This is a genomic window from Alteromonas sp. G4i13, assembly GCF_054960505.1.
On the sequence record NZ_JBHNYX010000019.1, the window covers coordinates 43901 to 65315 of the forward strand.

Here is a 21415-nt window from a genome sequence, read left to right on the forward strand (position 1 = left end):
GTGGAGGATGCATATGAGCCCAAGAAAACTAATTCGAACTGTTCGTTTCCATGAATTAGGTGGCCCCGAGGTATTAACTATTGACTCGCTGGCGAGTCCAAGTTTGCAGGCCACTGATGTACGTATTGCGGTCAAAGCTGTTGGGCTCAATCGTGCTGATGCCATGTTTAGGCGAGGCAGCTATATAGAAAAGGCTGACTTCCCTTCGCGAATCGGCTATGAAGCATCCGGGATAGTCATTGAAGTCGGGGAAGAGGTAAATCATTTACGCCTTGGGGACGAGGTTTGTATTGTCCCTCAGATGGGGCTTTCTCAGAACGGCTGCTACGCAGAAGAGGTTGTCGTACCAAATGAATATGTGGCACTCAAACCAGCAGGGCTAACCTTTGCCGAAGGCGCAGCTGCTTGGATGCAGTACCTGACACCTTATGGCGCTTTGGTCGAAATTGCTAACGTGCAAAAAGGCGATGCAGTACTGATAACCGCCGCATCGAGCAGTGTTGGATTGGCTGCGATTCAAATTGTGAATTCTCTGGGGGGTACCGCTATCGCTACAACTCTAACAGGAGCTAAAAAGGCTGCTGTGCTCAAGGCTGGCGCGGCCCATGTGATTGCAACCCAAGAAGAACCGCTACTGGATAGCTTGAGAAGCATCTTGGGAGCAAACAATTTAAAAATCGCATTTGATGCTGTCGGTGGGCCGCAGATAGCTGAAATTGCTGAAGCAATAAGCCCTGAAGGAACAATAATAGTGCACGGAGCATTAAGTCCCGAAGTAACTCCTCTTCCCTTAAAAATAGCACTTCGTAAAAGTCTGACAGTTAGGGGGTATGTGTTTACTGAAGTTATAAAAGACATCGAGCGTTTTCGCAGAGCAAAGCAATTTATCCTCTCGGGTTTATCCGAGGGAACACTCAAGCCTGTCATTGATCGAAGCTTTAAATTTGAAGAGATAGTAGCAGCGCATCACTATCTGGAGTCAAATCAGCAGATTGGTAAAATAGTGGTCGAACTTGATTAGCAGTTCGTGGCTTCCACTTGTCTCTCAACTCAGTCAGTGGCTGATTTTGGTCGGGAATTTGCGTGTTCAGTGGCGAGTAGCATGGCGGAATTTATTGGAAGGCTATATAACCCAAGCAATGAGATTTGGACGATCAAACGGGGCGATAAAATTCTAGCTTCTGTATGAAAGTCAGGGCTTTGCATTGGTGGAAGAGAAACTAGGCTTACAATGGGGTATAGAAGTCTTGGAGCAACGCTTCACCAGGTGCCTATAAACGTGAATAAATATTTGAGGAGTCTCAATGACAGCTACAAAAGAAGAAGTTATCGCTTTCATGAAATCGGAGTTTCCACAAAGCAAATGCGTTGTGGAAGCAGTGAGCAACGGTGGAGCGACTGTATCGCATCATGTGGGTCAGGATGAATTACGTCCTGGCGGAACGGTTTCGGGGCCTGTCTTAATGAGTGTGGCTGATGTGGCACTTTATGTGGCGATACTTGGTAAAATTGGCATCGTGCCATTGGCAGTAACAACTAGCCTTAACATCAACTTCTTACGTAAGCCATCGGCAAATGAGCGAATCATTGCGGAATGTTCTCTGATAAAAGTCGGCCGTACTCTCGTGGTTGGGGAGGTTTCTCTGTACTCTGAGGGGGTGAGTGATTTGGTAGCACATGCTGTGGGTACATACTCTATACCGCCCTATACATCGGAACGAAGTGAAAATATTAAAACAATTAACTCTCTGAAAGCTTGACTTCGTTTAAAAGAAAAAAGGCAGTTATTTGAGGGGAAGATTAAGTGGTTATCAATTGTAATCTTATATAAACGCCTACTTCAGGCCTGAAGCGGAGGCATTGGAGCAATTCGAGGCTAACAAATAGAGTCAGTCGGACAGCTAACGCTGTCGCTGCTTTGGGCGTAGAACGTTCGCCCCATGTCTACAACGGACAAGCGCGTTAGTAACCGTCAAGGTCCGCTTCACGCTCATAGCTGCCTGTCAGATGGAGTCAAAACCGACTCATCGAAACTGTGAGATCAGATATGAGCTACTACAAATTATGGTGCTACAAATTATGTTACCCTGTCAGCGCCCCTTAATCGCTTCATATCTAATTAGGCGCTTACAAGGAAAATGCAGCTGATTAGGTAGCATTATTCAGGGCAACTCATGGCTGCAAACCTCTGACCTTGGGTTAGGGTATTACGTCTTGCTCTAGAGGCGGGGCGTTGCGGATCCATCAAGTTTAAAGGGTACGCCCGGCTCTTTGCCTGTTTGTCAGTTTGTGTATAAACATCGTACCAGCATTGGCAGTGCGCCATGGATTTACTATTTGCTAGACACGTAGAGAAAAAGACGCTTTCGGTAAGCTTTTCATCGAGAGCTTCGGTCATCCCAAACAAAAATGGCAATGTGATTTTCGCGTCACAGGCTTGCGCTTTGGCCCAGTTGGTACCATTCCCTTCAACGACTTTTAATAAAATTTGTGAAATTTCAAAGTTTTTGAATAGTTTGTCGTGTTGTACCTTAAGTACTGCTTGCGCGTTATCTAATGCGTCACCGCTAATGGACTTGCATGAGCTTATCAGGTAGTTACTTGCCTGAATGACCTGATAAACTTCCTGAGGCGTGTATTTTCTGCGTTTACCTTTGGATATGTCCTCAATAAGTTGTCTGGGTACACTGTTAATTAATTGAGAAAGCGTGCGCCAATCTTCAATTTGAAGTGCTGTGGCCGCTTGTGGGCAAGCTTTCTTACTAGGATCCTGTTTACAAGCTAAGGCGAGCCCCCTCAAAAGTGCATACTTAGGGCCTCCAGGGCACGTGTTTTCATTTTTACACATGTCCTTGCAACTTCCCCCTAATATTGTTGTGGTATAGCAAGCCCTGTCATTTTGAGACATCGCCTGTATTAGTAGTGCATTTAACTGTCGCCCTTGCTCCTCGATGCCCTCCTCTAAGGCAGACTTGGGTTTTAACTTGTAGTTTCTCCAATATTGTTCAGCTGATGTGGGCATACCAACACAAAATAAATTGGTGTGATCGTTGATGACTCCGGCCTGTTCAAACGGGATGGAGATTGAGATTTCATCTTCGTTGAGTATTTTCCTGATTTCAGTCGGATGTTCAGAAAAATGCTTCAGTTGTTCTGGGGTGGCGACTTCCGCAGTTCTCACCGCAATACATTTACAGTAGCCATCCAGGTTATCCCTTCCCCCTTTGCATTTTGAGTAGAGTGCGAGGGTATCCTCATTTACACCTGCTGCGCAAAAAAGGGGAAATGTGAGCGTTACCACAAAAAATAAAAAGAGTCTGTTCATCTGATGTCCTTTTCAAGATTTACTCAGGTGACAGGGTAACTTATTGTGGATTTTTTGTACAATTAGTGAGTTTTAACGCCCGCTGTTGTGTTGGCTCTGTAAATCTCTCCTAATTAGTTACATTCATAATTAGAGGTTTCGGCTTAAACAATCGCTCATCCACATCAAATAATAATACGTTATCCAGTATACATTTGGTTACCGTAAGTTCCTGCAATGATTGGTCAACGCTTTTTTGCCCCTATAAACGCACTTGATTACGTTGAAGGCATTGTTACGCACTACAACGAAGATAGTGGCTTTGTAACATTAATTACTGATGAGGGTGATTGTTTCAAAGGCTATGAATACCAATTAGAGCCCATAATCGATTAGAGTTTTATCAACGTTATGCAATGACAATATGCTTTTTATTTTATTTACGTTCCAATGTATTCAACCCTTACAGCTCGCATTGTCAGTTTCGAGTTGCCTATAAAACATACTCTTTAACAATGACTTATGAAAGATTTTGCTTATATTTTTCTTGACTGATTTAATAGCGTTGATAGTATTTATTAGAACTCAATTGTACTAAAGGGACTTAATACTTAATGTTTTATCAATCAATGTACATCTTAGCAATAACATCCGTAATTGCTTTCGTGGCTTGGTATAACTTTGTTGGCTGGAAACGTAAATTCCCTCTTAATTTGCAGGAATATTTAGCCAAGAACCCTACAGCGAAGACAAAAAATGGGATAGCTTGCGCTTTTTGTGGTTCAAAATCCCTTCGAAATTTAGGTGCACATAATGCAACAGATAGCCGCCGTCGTGTTAGTTGCAACAGCTGCTCCTCTCCGCTTTATCACGCTAAGCAATAATCTGTGTTGGTTCTTTGCTACCTATAAGCACATTCCTCAATAAAACTGCTACACAGAATTATCAAATAAGGAGAAATAATGGGACTTTTCACAAGTGGGTCCAAAGCTTCACCTAAACTTTATTGGGAACCACTTAAAAACGAAGGTACTTCGGGTGTCCTTAGGCACACATATCGAACTAAGGTACCTGGAGGGTGGTTGCTTAGCGCTAGTGATGCTGATGGTATGGGATTGACTTTTCTGCCCGATCCTAACCATGAGTGGGATGGGAATTCGCTGGAATAAATTATCGGAAACAAACGTTGATACTTACCCGTAAGCTGCTCGCAATGCTCACCCGCTTAATGACGTTGTCACCTCATCACACATTGATAAGGCCATGTGTAAGGAGTGAAGGCTCAACAAATCATGGTTTGTTTTCTATGCCCTGGTATTCGCTGGGGCGATTCCCCGCCTTGTAACACTCTTTGTTACTGGTGCACAACTTCCATTCTCCATAATAATAAAAGGTTCGGTCTAATCGAAACGTATCGCCTTTTCTTTAGCTTCGTTAAACCTGGCTTACAATACCGGCCATTTTCCAAGGTGTCTTAGTCACTACTTTCATCAGTCGAGAAGTTCGCAGCAGTTGTGAAAATACTGCAATCTACTAACGCTTCTGCGCGTGGGTCCCCTTTTCGCTTTCTACATGCCTTTGCCCTATCCCAGCCTTCATTGAAAGCATTCTCGATGAGTAACTTGACTCTATTTCTGTCATTTGGGTTTAATCTAAGCATGAATTCTTCCAAAAACAGGTTTTTGGAGGCAGGTAATGCATTGGAAATCTGTTCTTTTACCGCTCTAACTTCACTGTCGGCACTGACGTTGTAATGCTTTGAGAATAGGAGTTCAAATACCTCATCATAGTTACTGGCATGCAATTCAGCTTTTGCCATATCAATGTTTGCTTTGGTTTGGGGGCTCACATCTATGGTGTCAGTGCGTTTGATACCGCGGTGCTTATAAGCCCGATAGCGATTTTGAAATTGCTTAATTGAGGCCTGGGGTAACCACGCTCGCATAGCCGAATATAGGGCTTTTGGGGCCAGTGTTTGCCATTCTTTTATTGTTACACTGTCAGCATTTACTAGGGCTTCTTTGTCTTTCAGATACGTTGATTCGGGGATGGAAGATAAAAATTTTAATAGGTGATTAGCTAGATAGTCAGACCACAACTCTTGCTCTTTTTGTGCTTTGAACAAGGTGAAAGATTGTTCAAATTCACCTAGCTTTTGAGGCTTAATATGTTTTCTCAACGCGATGAAGCCCATGCTTTTTCCTAACGCTAAAACATCACGCTCGAGCTTGTCTATATTTACGTTGGTAACCTTATCCTTTTCCTGTAAGGTTGATAAGAACGTGTTTAATTGCGCATGTAGAAATTGTTGCCAAAGGCTTTGGTCAGACATTGTTCACCCCTTCTTCTTCTTCTTGTCTCTCATATTACCTTAAAAACAAAAAAGAATGAAAGCGTTACTAGTAACGCTATTTGTATTACGTATCGTTGTACTAAGAATAAGATATAAATAAAGCGTTACTAGTAACGCAAAAGAGATTTCTTGATCTGCCCTCTCCTCTGCTCTATTATTCAATATAAGTCGAATTATCTTAAATTATAAAAAAGCACCTATTTATGAGCGCAATGTTAATTCATGTAGAAAATGTACCGATGGCGATCGCTGAATCAGATCGAGATCGCGTAATTGGAAACTTACGTGAGTTAAAGGACGATGTATGGGAATTGAAGTCAGAAAATACGAAACGCGCTTATCAGTATGACTTTAATCAGTACCTAGGGTTTTGCAAAGATAATGCATTACCGGCGATGGCCAGTGATGTCAATGTGACTAAAACAACATGTCGTGCCTATCTGGACTACTTGATGTCGACCAAACTGAAGCATCATTCAATACGTCGAAAAATTGCGTCAGTGCGCTATTTCATTGGTGTAAGCGAATTGCCGGACCCGTGGAAACAGTCAAAACTCTTTGCCGAATACACCAACCATAAGATAAATCAAAAGCCCAGTCGTCAGTCTCAAGCCGCGCCTATGCGCCTTGAAATTATTGACGCCATCAATGCAAAACTCGATACGGATCCGCTGATTGGGTTACGTGACGCCGTCATCTTTAATACGGCGATAGACACGATATTCCGAGCATCCAATTTGTTAGCTATTGAGATCCATCACATCGATTTTGCTAAACAACGGATCTTTGCGCCTCGCTCCAAGACCGATAAATCAGGTAAAGGCCAGTACGGCTATATCTCAACAACCACTATCAATCTTATCGACAAATGGCTCACAAGAACGGGCATTGCGGATGGCCCCTTATTGAGAAAATTATCACCCAAGCAAACGGTACAAGATAACGCGATGCAATACCATGCACTCTTGGCCAGATATAAGAATTTAGCGGCAACACTCAATTTAGAATTCAAACCAAGCTGCCATAGTACCCGGGTCGGTGGGGTGGTAACCATGTTTGAACGAGGTATCTCATTAGATCAAATTCAAAAGGCCGGCGGGTGGACAAGTTCAGCTATGCCGATGCATTACGGTGAAGAGTTTGATGTCACAAAGACTGGGATGGCCAATGTACGATAAGACAACAGACTGATTGAAAAATGCTGTCCTAACAACTCACTGGTGACACAAACGGCTGCGCTTTCAAGCGCGGTTATTGCGCTGTTTCAAAATCGTGCTAATTTGGTTATTAATGCATGATAGCGCTAGTAAAATTCCCCTTAAGGAAAAATAGAAAAAAATCTGTTTTTTCACGAAAAAACCAGTGCTGACAGAGGTTTATATTTTATATTCGTTAATCTTACAAAACACTTGTTCAATCGGTGTTCACGTTATTAAGCAAGGGTATACAAAGATGTTTGTAACGTACTGACGGGTATAAAAAAATCATTTACGAAGGTAAAACTAGTGTTTTCTTTACAACAGTGAAAAACACAAACCTATTAGTAATTTACGGGCTGTGTTCATATTTCGCTTTCAGTCATTTATACAATCGTCATTAACTAACTCTGTGAGACCGACAATGAATGCTAAACCGAATCAGGCGCTAGACAATGACGATGACGTTGCACTTCATGGGGTGACCCTCGAACATGTTATCGTCGAAATTGATTCACTGAAATCAGAATTCGCTGACATTGAAGCCAGGCTTTACGAACAACTGCAGCTTGATGGCCAGTTAAAACCGATTGATGCGCCTTCTTTGCATAGGGCTACGGTGTGTGTTGAGATGGCGTCAAACCACTTAAATAGCTATGCCGTTACCTCCGATGTAAAAGTGGCAGTGGTGGCCATGCTGTTGCTAGACATTGAGCTTCAATATCGCCATTTCTCATCGATATGTCCTCGCTTATTGGGGAAAAAAGCCTCAGACATTGGCTATCGCGATATCTTTGTTAAATTCTTTGACCTCATTGCGCGAGAATTGGCGCGCTATGACAAGCAATCAGGTCGGGGCTCAGATGCTTCCTTCTCTGAACTCAGTGTTCTGGAGAAACATATACAAGAAGAAGTCGTAAAAGCCATTGCCCCGGTGAACAGCATAATTCAGTTAATTCTAAATGATTACGCGCTTTTATCGTCAATCTCCGGCGTTACGAAGCGGGCGCATAATAAAGACAGGCAACGCTACTTCAAAGTAGCTAAAAAAACCCGTGACGGTTACATCAGTCGTTTTAAAGCGAGCATCGCTGCTGCGTGTGAACAAGTGTCTGCGTTAAGTGAAGAGCTTATCGAACTCAAAGCAGCAAAGAAGACTCAGATCATGGCGCTCAACAAAGAGCTTAAAAAAACGCGCGAGAAAGCTCTTCAATTTCGAAGTGTGCCTAACCCGATGAGTGAGCTTTTAGGGATAGACATTGAAGTGAATAAAGACGAAGAAATCGCGTCATTGTCAAAAAAAGTAGACAGCTTAGAGGCCGTCAATACAGAGCTCCAACGGGAAAATGTCCGATTAAATAAATTGTTGTCTACTTCAGGGTTGTGAACATGGCTAATAAAATCTGTACTACAATTCATGGCATCAGTCTTGAGGAGCAAGGAGATCGATAGCGTTAATTTCATCGTTATTTTTTGTGAGCGGTTGCGTTCATTTTTTATCTAACGCGATTATACTGGGCGAGCTGAGTTGGTAGGCAGCAAATGGCGCACAACGGCCATTTAAGTAATATCCACTTAAACGTACTGCTCTCCGTATGCAGCAGGCTCTCTGGTTTTATTCAATTTGCTTAAATACATAATCTACATCGTAATTAGCTCACCTAAGCTTTAGAATTTACAAATATTTAAATCGTCTTCGTGAGAGCTCGGTTGGGTTTAGTTTGGTAAAGTTAAGGACAGTTTTCGTTCCTGATAGTGGATTTGCAAACAAGGCTTCATAACCTCGCTATCGAAGTCATAGACAAGCAGATATGGCTGGTAAAGATCGAAAGCTTGGCCAACGAACACACTAACTGCATTGGATGCACAGATAAGTAAATTTACTTTCCTGATAGAAAATTGATCGTAAAGCTTTAGCAGTAAAGCGTGTAAATCGTTCCGAAGTTGTTTCCCGTTGTCAGGATGAGGAATAGCAGCGTTCCCATATGCTAGCGCTTGTATTTCAATAGTTGGCATCCCGATCTTTTCCGCAGTCCGTTTCATGGCCTCCGGGTATTGCGTCATCGCGATACACACAGTGACTTCGTCTTTACCTTCAAGTTCGACCTCGTCAAAAGCAATGTTATAGGGTTTAGGCACTTCTGAATCTTGTGGCCACATCCAATATCCACCGTCTCGAAACCTTAACATTGGAGTAATCTCACACTTATTACCCAAGCATGCGCCTAATCCGACCAAGGCGGGCATAGGGCCAAATGCGAACAAAGCTGCTTTGTATGACTCGTTCTGCGTCTGCTGAATGATTTCGTCAGCCTCTGCTCTGACGATGTCGGCCATACTACTTTCAAACACCTCAACCTTTTTTCTGTAAAGGCGCTCATTATGGCTGAGTCGATTTAACCTCCCTAATGATCGTGCTCTAATTCTAGACATACTATTAGCGATATCGCGATCATCAGGCTCTGAAACGATATGTCCCCCTACAGGCCATAAAACAGAGAAAGCAGGGATTGGCTGAAAGCTAAGTCCTTCTAAGAGAGATTCCACTGTGTGAGTGAAGCTTGAGCGCATATGGGATAAGCGAGCTGCATCAAAATCGACAGCGGCAACCTTATCTATGAGTCGATGATGCTTGTCACACAAAACTAAAACATTCTCTGGATCATCAGATTGGTAGTCAGACAAGTACGGAACGCCTCGAGGCCCTGACTCTGAAGAGGCAATAATGTGGGCATTGTATGCAAAGTTTCCGGTATACCCAGTGAGCTTCTCTACATTGAGATTTTCTCCACACCCCTCGAACATACAATATCCGTGGCTATCTCGCGCAAGTTGCTCAAGCGTTCCTTTACTAAAGGATTTACCTCTACCTTTTGTTTGCCTCTTTTCCCAAATAGCCCGCAGAAAATCAGGAAGGTCCTTTATTTTGATGTCCATAGACTGGGCCTGAGACTCATTCCAGATGGCAATCACAGACTCCATCGAAGCAAGATGTTTTCTCTCAAGATGCTTGCCTTGCATATGACGCACGTGGACTTCGTCTGCTATGCCAAGTTTATTAAAAGCGGCTTCAATTTCACCAAAAACGAGATTCAGCCGCACACTGACATTTAGGGTCTCACTCAATAAAACTATCAGCTGGTTTTGTGCCGATTTATCGGTCAGCACGCCACCCTCGCTCCATTTGGGTAGCGTACCAATAGCGTTTATGAACTCGCCTAATTTCTCAAGTGATCCTATCGGATCGTGTTGTGCTTGATGAATAACTACGGTCTCAGTACTCATAATAGGTCCTTGTATATGCGTTTAAATTCTGTTCCTGTGCGGTGATAAATGCAGAAATGACTAATGCCAACGATCACAAAGATAAGATTTCTATCTGAATTGCGTGCACAACATGAATGCCAGTCCTTCAGGTCAACATGCGAAGGGCTAGGAATTTGCTCTGGATGGGAGTGCCATGTCCCAAGATAGCCCGAAGTTCCTTTGGATTCTTCGAAATGTTTATCAACAGACTGCTGATGACGCGGGTCTTGCATAACAAAAGAGGTGCGTGTCGAGTCATCTTTGGCTAATGGTTGGGTACAGTCCTCAATCCAAAATTGAGAAGCACTTTGATTTTGCCCGCCTATCAGCACACCAAAGGCTTCAGTGCTTTGCTTTTTATCTTGTTTTAACGTCCGCCATGTATCTAATACCGCCCTGCTTACGCAAACGATGTGCTTCTTAGATTCGCTTATACATTCAACGGCTACATACATCACAATCCTCATCGAGCAGCGGGAGTCTTTTTAATGACTCTTTGAATTGGTAGTACCGGTGAGTGAGTTTGATGTTTTCAGCTTGTGCATCATCGTCATCCCCTTTCCAACTGACTCTACAAGAATCAGCTTGTTTGCCTTCCAAATACCGGATCGCGAGACTACTCGCCATGACAGCTGTTTGCGCGGAGCTGGCAGCGCCGTAACTGATAAACTGGTTCCCACATCCAGCTATGCTTTTCATCACATCCTGATTGGCTTCAATGAAATTCAAATTTGAATGTAATCCGCGACAACCATCAGTATGATCGACATACGCACATAACAAACATCCGTCCGTGCCGCTGATATCAAGTACGGCGTGACCGCCTACCCCAAAACCCTCTAGCCAGCAATTCAGCGTCGTTACATCGATATTATTATCTAACAAATGCTGCTTGAAGAAGCGCTCGAGAGAAGGATTACCGATGGCAATAACAATGAGGTCAAAGAAGTCACAAGGATATTTTTCGACGAATGTCAGTAAGCTTTCACAAGAATAATGAGCATCAGACCAAGGAAACTGTGCATGACACTGATAAACCATTCCCATCGACTTCGGCAGATCAATGTATGCTTGAGGAAGCATGTGGCGATGGAGATTATCAATCTGGTAAAAATCAGGATCTATGAAGTGCAAATGCCTGACACCTGCTGCGGCTAATTTATGCCCGACTTCGCTTCCTACCGACCCGACACCAACAACAGCAACCTTCTTGTCTGCTAGAGAGGTAGAGCCGCCTCCACGTTGCACCACATTTTCCTGATTAAACACACGCACACTGATAGGAGTCAGACGCCACCCATCAATTTTATTTGATGATAAGGGCAATGCTTTTTTGTTGTCATTGTCGAGCTTTAACGCGAACCATGTTCGGTTGTTATCGACGGTAATTGCAGTGAAGACGATCCAGTAGTGCTTATCTCTCCACTGGCCTAATTGATCACGCAACTGATTCAGTCTTTCATCTGGCAACCTATTAATTGTTTTGAGGTACCAATCTTCAACAGACTCATTTGAGTTTGGCGCTGGTATCAATTGGTCAAGTGGAATAACTACCGCTTTACCGGCTACTTTCCTATCACGTTCCTTAATCGAAAAGTGCATTTCACTAAGCTTAGAAATCTCTGAATCAGAAGGATGTGCAACATAGTAGCTATGCAGACCATATTTCGCCTTTTCGATTGGCTCATAAACATCCACACGTTGCAAAATGGGCTGGCTAAAATTGATCAACAACGGCTTCTGTCCGCTCTTGCAGAGAAAGAGCCAATTGCTGTAAAACTCTCTCAGAAGCTCTCTGTCATTCCAGTCAGGATCCGACATTACCGATTCCAGCAAGGATATGTGTCGCTTAAGTGAATCTCTGACTAACAACAGAGGTTGATCAAAATTAACAGATACGGCATCAGGCGCATTTACACAAACCAATCCCACTTCAACATCGTCAATACGCTCAATGTTAACGTGAGCAAGCTTGCCATACTTAGAGGGTTCTAATAAGAGAAACTCTGGCAACGAGAGAAACCGGTCTTCTATTCTAAGCATCAACTCCGCTGCATAGCCGGAAATGGTAGTTGACACCTTGACGACTCCTTGACCGAAGAAATCGCCCGGTTCACAGTCAAACCCATATTCTGAAAGATACTGAGAGATCTGATTTTTCAAAATCACGCTCCCTGCGACGTACCAACTGATCCAGCAGTGCTAAAAGCAACTTTTGCACCTTCGTTTCTGTTGGCGTCTTCAGCAGTCTCAAAATCGTCACCAAACAGTTCACGTAAAATATCACATTGCTTTTTCAGCGATTCTTCCGCCAGCGCTTTATCCAATTTCCGCAACACCGTATTCAACTTATTCCAAAATTGGGTTCCAGTCGCCGCACTACTGCCGTCAAAGATATCTCTAGAAGGCGTGACAGGCAGATCTACTTTAACCCGGTAATTTCCATCAACCTGCGGTTTAAAATACCCCCCAGTCAGGATAGCGGCCACTGTGTCTCGAAGTGCCTGAAGGTCGTCTGGCTTCCCTTCTTCGTTAAGTACAGGCTTAAACTGTTCTTTCAACATGACGGTGATCCCGATCGAATAAACCTTCTTTCGTACAGAATCTTCGAACTTTTCATCACGCCAACGCTTCATGTAACGAACCAGACGTTTATACTGGCACAGTTTATCCTCGGTAGAGCCAATATAAACGTAGGACGACTTATCATTGATGTTATCGATAAGGCCTTTGGGATCTGATGGCGACCATTCTTTCACAGCGTCTCCTGAGTTACGCTTCCCTACCGCCAGCTCATAGTTGTCGCCACTTTTCCTATACACAACAATATCAATATGAAGATTTAAGCTGGCGTAATCTGCGGTCACGCAGGGCATCTTTATTTTCGCATCTTTAAAACCGCGCTTTTCAAGAACGCTACATACTACCTTTTTCACCTCTACCGGGTCTTCTGGAGCATTTGCAGAGTCAATGACAAGTGCTCTGTCGATGTCAAAATCGTTTTTCGGATGTTTGATCGTGGTAGCAGTCCTCAATGAACCTTGTATAAAGGTTTCTATGACTGGGTAACCCGCCTCTTTAAATGCTGCCTTTAGCGCCGCTAGAATGCTCTCATCTTTCTCTCTGGCATCCCGGTATTTGTCATCTTTACGACTCAGCTTGATTGCGTTATGAAAATTGATGAATTTTCGTTGAATAGACATAATTATTACCTCTTGCTTCGTTACAGCTTGCCAACAAGAGGCAAACCTTTTGGTGTTGTTGAATCACAGATTAAGTGACTGAGATACCCGACCCCACCGAGTAAAACAAAACCCCTAATAAATTTTTCTAATGGCTCTTCTGGTTTCCATTGGTAGCATTTGATAAGACCGACGGTTATTAAACCGGCAAATGTTATGCTATGAAAAAATTGTAGATGATTAGGGTGTAAAGCAGGCTCTATATAGTCTGGGAGTTTGCCGGAAAAGCTTCCTAATAGCGGCGCAAGCAGTAAGCTGTGAGTGATTGGATGAGGGTGATCATCAACCATTGCGGCAAGACCAGCCGCTCCTGATTCGACGAACATATGTGTAGTTCCACTGGACATTTATTTTTCCTCTTATTAATTTCTTTCCTGTCATAGAAAATATGTGCTCATTAACTAAGGCGGAAAAATGAGCAAAACTGGACAATGTCCAGAAAATAATTTTTTTGCGCCTAATGGAGTGGTAGATGCAAGGATACGAATATTTCGATAGCGACGATGCTATATCGCAAGTTCAAAGCATGAGTGAGGAAGACATGCTCAGATGCCTCAGAGCTGCTTATTACTTCATTGATAAGTACGATTTGCCGATAGAAGGCGAGGACTTATTAAATGAAGCGATAGTTAGGATACTAGAGGGTAAACGGCACTTACCGAAAGGCGTGAAGGTATATACTGCGATTAATCAGATAATGAAGAGCGTTAGTTACGAGATGCTTACCAAGCGCAGTGATGAGGCCATGAGAAATACGTCACCTTTGGACGATGAGTCTATTGCGGGTAGTTTACTGGATGGCTATTCGGAAAAATCAGACCAACGGTGGTCAATGCTCACTTCACTTTTCAAAGAAGATGAAGATGAAGATGCTAGCGCTTTTTTAGCAGCAACAGAACAAGGCATCAAAAAATCACAGATTGTTGAAGACTTTTTCAACGGGAATGAAACTGCATATGACAGCATGCGTAGGAAAATCATAAGAAAGGCATCATCGCAGATGAAGGGGTCTATGTAATGGTAAACAAGGAAGCAAATGAGCTGTTGGATGATATTATGCTCGATAAGATTGCACAAATGTCTGACAAACAGCTAAATAAAGAATTAAATCACTATGTGTCTGATTTAGACGTTGTGAAAGCTCGCGTTGTATCGAGACTGACATCACATCAAAAGCCTACTCCACTCAGTGTGTTGCAGGCTGCGCGTCAAGGGCTTGAAAGACAACGTGAGCTATACAAAAAGTCTACTATCCGTGAAACGCTAGTAAGGAAAGGAACTGATGCGAAAGGAATGCTTATTAAGCTTATGGCTCAAGGAAAACTTCCAGAAAACCTCACGCTGGCATTTCGTGATGGCGAGGAGTTCACCGATCATGATGCTGAAAAAATACTCGAAGACCTAGTCAACATGGGAGTAGTCGAGATTGACGATAGCAAGGATTAAGCAGCACGTCGAAAGCCTTTATATTGATCGCTATGGTATAACTTCTCCCACAGAAATCGACATTGAAGCTATTGCTTTTGATCGTTCCGCTACTGTGCTTCAGGGACAGCTTACAGGCTGTGAAGCCATGATCATTGGTGCAGGTGACAAAGCCACAATCACAGTAAACGAAAAAAGCAGCCCACAACGTCAACGTTTTTCAATCGGTCATGAATTAGGACATTGGTTTAAAGACAGAGGGAAAGTCGGAAACCTCTGTTCAAAGCATGATATGGACTCGCCGTCTGGAGCTGGAAAATCGCGAGAAGTAATAGCAAATGAATATGCATCAGAGCTACTGCTACCCACCTATCTACTAAAACCTGTTCTGCAAGACAGACCTCTCGATCAGTCTTTGCTCAGTGAAGTAGTTAGCGCGTTCGATGTAAGTTTCATGGCCGCACTTCGACGCGTGATCGGAAGTCAGCATCACATGGGCTTTTTCGCAATGTATGATTCAAAAGGAAGACGACGATTGTTCAAAGCAAACGAATCTTTACCCTACGAATTCCTTCCACCTCAACTCGCACCTGAACATTCACGCACTTATGAATTGATTCACAACGGTAAAAAGTCAGGATATGGCTTAACGGATGGGGAAGTATGGTGTAGACGAGACCTAACAGACTTGGGTGTTGTCCATGAGAACGCCTTCCACTATCACGATGATATCTTTATAACACTTGTCTGGTGGGAGAATGATGAACCTATCTGGCAATTTATACAAAAAGGTGAGATTGGCGAATAATTCCTTAACAATTGAAAAATGTGAGCAATCAAAAATATGTAACATGAATCAGTCTCGACTTAACCTGACAGATTGGTACTTGCGCATTACGGCCAACCGACACCTATAAAGTGAAGGTCGGCAAAAGACAAGTTGCGGACGCAACAGATTATTGACCAGCTACTTCTGCTTTGCGCCAATCGCTGGCAATCCCTGCATAACACCATTTACCTGGTTGTTTTACTGGCCCTGTTACACTTTAGCTGGTCTCGCAAAACCGGCCTGCAGGAACCGTTAATTTACTGGGCAATAGCCTTGCTGATTTTGCTTCCCAGACTGCAATACCTCAAACAGCGTCTGCAACGGGCACGCTTATCCCGCAATAGCATGTAAATTTTATATAGGATTAAGTGAATATTTCTTCATTTACTGGGAAGCCTTGTGGGTAGAAAATGTAATTACTTGTTTTATATAAACTTTTTATTCGGCATGACATTTGAAAGCTTAGGGTGAAGTGAATACATTCACGTTGTGCGCGGCACAACCCCAAAGTGGAGCTAACCTATGTTTGTAGAATCTGTTAAAACACCGGGCATTGCGCACCTTTCCTACCTGATTGGCAGCGATGGTGAAGCCTGTGTGATTGATCCTCAGTTAGATACGCAGCATTATCTCACCCTTGCCGGAAAGCATGAATGCCGGATCACCACCATCATCGAAACCCACCGCAATGAAGACTTTATCTCTGGCGCGGTAGCGCTGGCCAACCAGACCGGTGCTGATATTTACCATGGTAAATACGCTGACGAGCCTATCGAATATGCCCGCAAGGCCGGTAATGGCGATAAATTTGAGATTGGCAAATGGACACTCGAAGTTATTGCAACGCCCGGCCATACTAAAGACAGTATTTGTGTGTTGGCTATCGACAACGAACAGGACGGTCAGCCTATCGGCGTATTTACCGGCGATACCTTATTTGTCAGTGAAGTCGGTCGCACAGACTTCTACCCCGAGGAAATGGAAAAAATGGCTGGCCAGCTTTATGACAGCCTACAAACGCTGGCCAACCTGGGTGATGACATTATTGTGTACCCGGCTCATGGCGCAGGGTCGGTGTGTGGCTCAGGCATGGCAGAACGTGAGTTTACCACCATAGGCATTGAGAAACGGCAAAACCCGGGCTATCAATGTACCTCTAAAAAAGCCTTTATAGAGCGTAAGTTAAAAGAGAATCATTATATTGCTCCCTACTTTAGCAAAATGGAGCAGTCTAACGTTACCGGGATGGATACGCCTTTACCGCCAGTGGCGTGCCAGAAGCTGGCACAGGATGCTCAGTCAGCCTGGCAGAAAAGCGCAGAACGTCCCGGCGTGCTCATTGATGTAAGAAGTCATGCCCAGTTTCGAGACTGTCACTATCCCGGCAGTCTTAATTTGCCGGGCGGCTTACTCAGCGCTTATGGTGGTTGGTTTCTGGACTACTCCACACCTATCGCACTGGTGGCAGATTCCCATCAACAGGCAACCGAAAGCTCCGAACAGCTGTGGCGAATGGGCTACCAGCAGATTAGTGGTTATCTGACCATGGTACCAAAGCCAGATACCATTGAGGCTTACCATCGTCAGCATGTGAACGCCGTTACTGCAGATAAGGTTGATGAGCGCATTAGAGCACCACGTGCTAACTGGCAACTGCTGGATGTTCGCAAACAGGAAGAGGTTGAAAACAACGAATTTGACCAGGCAAAGCATATCTACTTAGGCTATCTGCCGGAAATGTGCCACCAACTGGATAAATCTCGCCATTATACACTGGCCTGTGGCAGCGGTAAGCGCGCCACCGTAGCAGCCAGTTATCTGCTGGCACAGGGTTTTGAAAACGTGGATGTTTTTATTGGTTCAATGCAAGCCTGGCAGAGCTACCAACAAGGCGCCTAACAGATTTACATCTGCATCGCAGAGCGCATCCTCACGGCAAGGAAGCCGGATGTGTTAGCCTGAATGGTCAGGACAGCTTGTGTGTATAAGAAATATTAACGCTATGTACTACCCACCGTGTCAGATGTATTTAAGGCTAGTTGAACGTGTGTCAAACGGGTACTTTTCAGAAATCAGTGGAGTAGTTGCCATCAAGACAGGCAAGTTAACTGGTCTTTGGTACTGAAATCTGCAATAAGATATGTGAAAGCCCTCACCCCAACAATTTGCGTGTTTAAGTAATGGTAGGTTTTTGTGGTTCATGCACCAAAGTCGAAGTCACGTTGAATGGTATAGTCGCAGAATGCGTCAATGCTTGGTGGCGCACGAAGTGGCGGCGTACGGGGATTATTGCTCGCTTCCGGTAAATTGTGCTTGTCCAAATATGACAAGATTTTATTGATAATGATCGCGTCAGTTATGCAAGCAATGACCTTTACGTTAAATTTTTCGCAAACCTCGCATTGGGTAATGTCGATGTTGAATACGCGTTTCAGTCTTTGCGCCGGTGACCGGATTACCAAGACATATTGCGGGAATGATACGGCTTTTCTGAATCTTTCAGGTGTTCTGCTAAACGAGGACTATTCTTACTACGTTGTGAAGCAGTCACCTCGGCACGAACTATAGCATTGGGAGCAAATACCCCATAAAACCTCGTGAGGTTAAGTCGAGGTGGTGGTATCAAAGCAACGAGTTTGCCGAGAAAATCCCGTGGAGAGAATAACACGAGGGTCGTTCCGTCATTGTAAGGGGTCTTTAGTTTATACCTCACCTTACCTGAATCTGTAAGATTCAATCGTTGTTCACTTATGGCTGGTCTTGAGATGTATCTGCACAGGCGTTCCAATTTATCGGTTTGGTGACCGTCTGCGAATACGCCAGCATGTAAACTGAAACCGCCTATCTGGGCTAATTGTCCGTAGTGTTGTTTGTCTTTGGCGGGCAAGGTTTGTAAGGTAAATACTTTTTTGCCCATATCTGGCCCCAAGCAATACGATAACTAACCGAGGCCGCTTGCAAGGGCAATAAGCTATTTTCATCATCCATGGGAAAATCGAGAAAAGCATTGTCCATATCACGCTGAATGAGCCCGGCCTTCTCTAAATAGGCCGCAATGCGGTGGCTGATGTTGTCAACTATCTGTTCCATATCGCTATGGCTCGGCGCTTTGACGAGCTTGAATTTGGTTTGCCCTCGCTCTTCTGTAATAACGCCCTCGAGGAAGAGCATATGGAAGTGTATATTCAAGTTTAGCGCACTTCCAAAACGCTGAATGTACGTTACTGCACCCGTCTTGTCTTGCTTTTTCAAGTAACCTGTTCGATGGATGATGTCAGTTGAAATCGTGCGATGGATGATTTGCATGACTTTGCTGAGCTCTTTGGGATATCTGGCAAGTAGCAGCCTCAATGGGATAGGTAGACTCAACACCCACTGACGTATGGGATAGCCGTTAAGAACGTCGTCAACCAGTAACTTCGCACTCTCTGCCATCCGTCTTGCCCCGCAAATAGGGCAGAAGCCCCTACGTTTGCAACTGAACGCGACCAGCTTCTCATGTTTGCAGTCGTCACACACGACTCTGAGAAATCCATGCTCAAACCGACCACACTTTAGAAATTCTGCAAACTCTTTATCTACATGAAGTGGTAATGTCTTTCCTTGATGGGAAAGGTACTCCAGAAAATCTGGATAATATTGCTCAACCAATTGGTATAGCAATGTTTGCTCTGGCCGATGTCGTTTATAGGTATGCATGTTAATGGCTAACAATGGCGTCCTTGCCAGGGATTGGTAGCCCAGATTGCAGATAGTTTTGTTGTTAGTCTACTGGTCTTTGAGATGGAAAGTTCATTGCTCCAAGGTCCGCTTCACGTACAGAAGAGACCGTGAGGGTTGGTTGATTTCTATCACAGAAAGTGTAAGGTTATGGTATAGTCAATCCAAGTAATCGTTTCTTTTGCTTAAATGTTAGTTTCTAGCAATTTTCACCTTAGTACTTTACTTCCCACACCTCACCCATCAGTAGTTTATCGTTTGTACGTCCCTTTCGGGTGCTGAGCATTCCCTCTTCAAGTAAAATCGGTGTACAGATTAATGAAATTTTATCGTTGAATTGATTTTTGATAAGTTCGCTTATTCGCTGCCAACGTGCATCTGATGCACTTTCTGAAGCGGCGGCCATCATAACCATAAAGTTTCGTTCTAACGGATGTCCTGTGGGAGCAGCGAGTGCGAACTCTGCTAATCTTACTATGTCAGCAATGTGGCCTTCTACGTTATAGCTCCGCTTCAGCTCGATAATATGCCTAATGTTTCCTGTTCGCTGTGAGCGCACCACGATATCCACTTTACCGGGTCGAGATATTAGTGCCTCATCTATTTCTTCTGATGCACAGATTGCCTTTACTGTATCTTCCATAGAAAAGGTAAACGTCTTGAAGTGCTGATGGACATGTCGGGCAATAAATACCGACAAAAAGTATTCAGGCAAATCGTTTATTGATTTTCCTGTTATTTCCTGCGCTTCTATGGCTGCATGGGCTCCTGCTTCAGCAAGAACCAGTCTTAGTGCTCTTTTTCTACTCAAAGATTTATCCTTTTCATTACTGCGATATGTAAACTATTTTAGTCACCATATTTTAAGAAGTAGTCGCATTTACTTTCAGATACACCTTCATCTCTGCAGTATTTTAATCCTCTGGCTTTATCATACGCTTCATATCCAATGCTAAGCAGAATTACTGTCAATATTGGGACAACTACCCACTTGAGAATGCCCTTTCCCATTGTTACTAAATCAGTATCTAATAGCAGGCTTGATATTTTTTTTGATAGGTCTCTTATTGTTGCCACGTTAAAATCCCTTTTATTAGTTATTTTAATAGTATCGATGTTCAGTGAGGTTTTTTATAAAGCGAAGTACTACTATTTCATCGCATCGGTACTTTGTCCTTGTAACCTAGGCTCTGATGGGCATCTGAGCTTTTAGGCGGTGCTATAGTTGCCTATATAATTCTGCGCTTCATGCTTTTCCACAATAGGCAGTGTTCTATCAGCGACGTTATACACTAAAGTAGCATAATGAGGAAATTTTAGGGGGTAACAGTCATATAATGAATAATCTTATGGCTTGTTAACGTCGTGTCTAAAAACCTTATTACTATGTTCTACATCGCCACTCGGTGTAGTAATCAATGCTTATCAACCGCCCTATTAGCGCATTAAAATCAAACTTTGAACCATAATTTTCGACGAGAGACTCGAACTCGAAAACCTGACAGTTCTTTGATAATCGAGGTGGGCCCGAGATCTTCCATCTATCGATAATGGCTTTTCTAGTGATAAGCGCCCATGAGTGCGATACCATGAACTCACGTCCGTCCCATGATACTGTAAGCTCCTTGCTGGTGGTCTCTGAGGGAAGTTTACGCTCTAGAATTGAGATCATACTGCCTTTAATCCGTGTATTTCTATGGGATGTTCCACACTTACTAAGAAACCTTTTCTCGAATTCGTTTTTCCCCAAACGATCGAATCCCAACTTAGCTTCAATGGGATAGCAAATACCGGTTTCGTGGTTAAGTACCGCTACATCGATCTTATGGACTCCATCAAAACCATAGTTGCCGCATTTATTTAGGCGTAATTCAGGGATGAAAGAACTGTGCCCTTTAAAGGATACGTAATCGCCGCAAACTGTTTTCTGAACCTTCTTAGATTCTTCAAGCATCTTAGCAAGTAGCCCTTCGCCTATGTGAGAGAGTTGAATCATTTATTCACCCTAACAGATATTTAGTGACTTCATATTAGCATTCG

The 21415-nt window shown here is 43.5% G+C and carries 20 protein-coding genes and 1 pseudogene; 10 read left to right on the forward strand and 11 right to left on the reverse strand.

Going from position 1 to position 21415, the window contains the following annotated elements; genetic code table 11:
* Nucleotides 1-13 precede the first annotated feature (13 nt).
* Together ACFI6J_RS11155 and ACFI6J_RS11160 are read left to right on the forward strand one after the other, a co-directional pair.
* Nucleotides 14-1021, forward strand: coding sequence for a zinc-dependent alcohol dehydrogenase family protein (locus ACFI6J_RS11155; RefSeq protein ID WP_014976570.1), 1008 nt, complete (start codon nt 14-16; stop codon nt 1019-1021).
* A gap of 283 nt (nt 1022-1304) precedes the next feature.
* Nucleotides 1305-1760 (forward strand): PaaI family thioesterase, encoded by a 456-nt coding sequence (locus ACFI6J_RS11160; RefSeq protein WP_014976569.1) that lies wholly within the window; start codon nt 1305-1307, stop codon nt 1758-1760.
* Between the two features lie 398 nt (nt 1761-2158).
* Here ACFI6J_RS11160 and ACFI6J_RS11165 read toward each other — a convergent pair whose 3' ends face one another.
* A complete protein-coding gene (locus ACFI6J_RS11165) occupies nt 2159-3325 on the reverse strand; it encodes a hypothetical protein (RefSeq protein WP_202285656.1) in 1167 nt (388 codons plus the stop codon).
* Nucleotides 3326-3541: 216 nt separating this feature from the next.
* Between ACFI6J_RS11165 and ACFI6J_RS11170 the strand changes: the two genes are divergently transcribed.
* Both ACFI6J_RS11170 and ACFI6J_RS11175 read left to right on the forward strand, forming a co-directional pair.
* Nucleotides 3542-3700 (forward strand): hypothetical protein, encoded by a 159-nt coding sequence (locus ACFI6J_RS11170; RefSeq protein ID WP_156079180.1) that lies wholly within the window; start codon nt 3542-3544, stop codon nt 3698-3700.
* Nucleotides 3701-4266: 566 nt separating this feature from the next.
* Nucleotides 4267-4473, forward strand: coding sequence for a hypothetical protein (locus ACFI6J_RS11175; protein WP_262404710.1), 207 nt, complete (start codon nt 4267-4269; stop codon nt 4471-4473).
* Between the two features lie 305 nt (nt 4474-4778).
* Here ACFI6J_RS11175 and ACFI6J_RS11180 read toward each other — a convergent pair whose 3' ends face one another.
* Nucleotides 4779-5636: a hypothetical protein gene (locus tag ACFI6J_RS11180; protein ID WP_061487032.1), complete on the reverse strand. Its 858-nt coding sequence runs from the start codon at nt 5634-5636 to the stop codon at nt 4779-4781.
* 260 nt (nt 5637-5896) lie between these two features.
* On the opposite strand from ACFI6J_RS11180, the gene ACFI6J_RS11185 reads away from it, so the two are divergent.
* Both ACFI6J_RS11185 and ACFI6J_RS11190 read left to right on the forward strand, forming a co-directional pair.
* Entirely contained in the window at nt 5897-6835 is a 939-nt protein-coding gene (locus ACFI6J_RS11185) for a tyrosine-type recombinase/integrase (RefSeq protein WP_230962107.1), read from the forward strand.
* A 442-nt stretch (nt 6836-7277) separates the two neighbouring features.
* The gene (locus ACFI6J_RS11190; RefSeq protein WP_462586133.1) at nt 7278-8240 is read left to right on the forward strand and encodes a hypothetical protein; all 963 of its coding nucleotides are present in this window, start codon (nt 7278-7280) and stop codon (nt 8238-8240) included.
* A 329-nt stretch (nt 8241-8569) separates the two neighbouring features.
* Here the strand turns inward: ACFI6J_RS11190 and ACFI6J_RS11195 are convergent, their stop codons facing one another.
* From ACFI6J_RS11195 to ACFI6J_RS11215, 5 genes are read right to left on the reverse strand one after another with little or no spacing between them, the layout of a single operon-like run.
* A complete protein-coding gene (locus tag ACFI6J_RS11195; RefSeq protein WP_462586135.1) occupies nt 8570-10138 on the reverse strand; it encodes an SAVED domain-containing protein in 1569 nt (522 codons plus the stop codon).
* Nucleotides 10135-10614 (reverse strand): Mov34/MPN/PAD-1 family protein, encoded by a 480-nt coding sequence (locus ACFI6J_RS11200; RefSeq protein ID WP_427270015.1) that lies wholly within the window; start codon nt 10612-10614, stop codon nt 10135-10137. Before ACFI6J_RS11200 ends, ACFI6J_RS11195 begins: the two co-directional genes overlap by 4 nt.
* On the reverse strand, nt 10598-12322 hold the full coding sequence (locus ACFI6J_RS11205; protein WP_462586138.1) for a ThiF family adenylyltransferase: 1725 nt from the start codon (nt 12320-12322) through the stop codon (nt 10598-10600). Before ACFI6J_RS11205 ends, ACFI6J_RS11200 begins: the two co-directional genes overlap by 17 nt.
* Nucleotides 12323-12324: 2 nt before the next feature.
* Nucleotides 12325-13362, reverse strand: a complete 1038-nt coding sequence (locus ACFI6J_RS11210; protein WP_462586140.1) for a cyclic GMP-AMP synthase DncV-like nucleotidyltransferase — start codon at nt 13360-13362, stop codon at nt 12325-12327.
* A gap of 20 nt (nt 13363-13382) precedes the next feature.
* On the reverse strand, nt 13383-13748 hold the full coding sequence (locus ACFI6J_RS11215) for a metal-dependent hydrolase (protein WP_462586142.1): 366 nt from the start codon (nt 13746-13748) through the stop codon (nt 13383-13385).
* A gap of 125 nt (nt 13749-13873) precedes the next feature.
* Between ACFI6J_RS11215 and ACFI6J_RS11220 the strand changes: the two genes are divergently transcribed.
* The 4 genes from ACFI6J_RS11220 (at nt 13874) to ACFI6J_RS11235 (ending at nt 17554) form a co-directional block, all read left to right on the forward strand.
* Nucleotides 13874-14419, forward strand: coding sequence for a hypothetical protein (locus ACFI6J_RS11220; protein ID WP_462586143.1), 546 nt, complete (start codon nt 13874-13876; stop codon nt 14417-14419).
* Nucleotides 14419-14847 carry a hypothetical protein gene (locus ACFI6J_RS11225; RefSeq protein WP_265607729.1) on the forward strand — a complete coding sequence of 143 codons (429 nt, stop codon included), beginning with the start codon at nt 14419-14421 and terminating at the stop codon, nt 14845-14847. The genes ACFI6J_RS11220 and ACFI6J_RS11225 overlap by 1 nt, the downstream gene beginning before the upstream one ends.
* Nucleotides 14828-15634 (forward strand): ImmA/IrrE family metallo-endopeptidase, encoded by an 807-nt coding sequence (locus ACFI6J_RS11230; RefSeq protein ID WP_462586145.1) that lies wholly within the window; start codon nt 14828-14830, stop codon nt 15632-15634. Before ACFI6J_RS11225 ends, ACFI6J_RS11230 begins: the two co-directional genes overlap by 20 nt.
* A 543-nt stretch (nt 15635-16177) precedes the next feature.
* The gene (locus ACFI6J_RS11235) at nt 16178-17554 is read left to right on the forward strand and encodes an MBL fold metallo-hydrolase (protein WP_013785790.1); all 1377 of its coding nucleotides are present in this window, start codon (nt 16178-16180) and stop codon (nt 17552-17554) included.
* A 299-nt stretch (nt 17555-17853) separates the two neighbouring features.
* Here ACFI6J_RS11235 and ACFI6J_RS11240 read toward each other — a convergent pair.
* The 4 genes and pseudogenes from ACFI6J_RS11240 to ACFI6J_RS11255 all read right to left on the reverse strand — a co-directional run bounded on the left by ACFI6J_RS11240 (nt 17854) and on the right by ACFI6J_RS11255 (nt 21371).
* A pseudogene (locus tag ACFI6J_RS11240) lies at nt 17854-19354 on the reverse strand (transposase).
* Between the two features lie 235 nt (nt 19355-19589).
* Nucleotides 19590-20186 (reverse strand): hypothetical protein, encoded by a 597-nt coding sequence (locus ACFI6J_RS11245; RefSeq protein ID WP_462586147.1) that lies wholly within the window; start codon nt 20184-20186, stop codon nt 19590-19592.
* A 38-nt stretch (nt 20187-20224) separates the two neighbouring features.
* Nucleotides 20225-20452: a hypothetical protein gene (locus ACFI6J_RS11250; RefSeq protein WP_462586149.1), complete on the reverse strand. Its 228-nt coding sequence runs from the start codon at nt 20450-20452 to the stop codon at nt 20225-20227.
* 307 nt (nt 20453-20759) lie between these two features.
* Nucleotides 20760-21371, reverse strand: a complete 612-nt coding sequence (locus tag ACFI6J_RS11255; RefSeq protein WP_044447345.1) for a hypothetical protein — start codon at nt 21369-21371, stop codon at nt 20760-20762.
* Between the last annotated feature and the right edge of the window lie 44 nt (nt 21372-21415).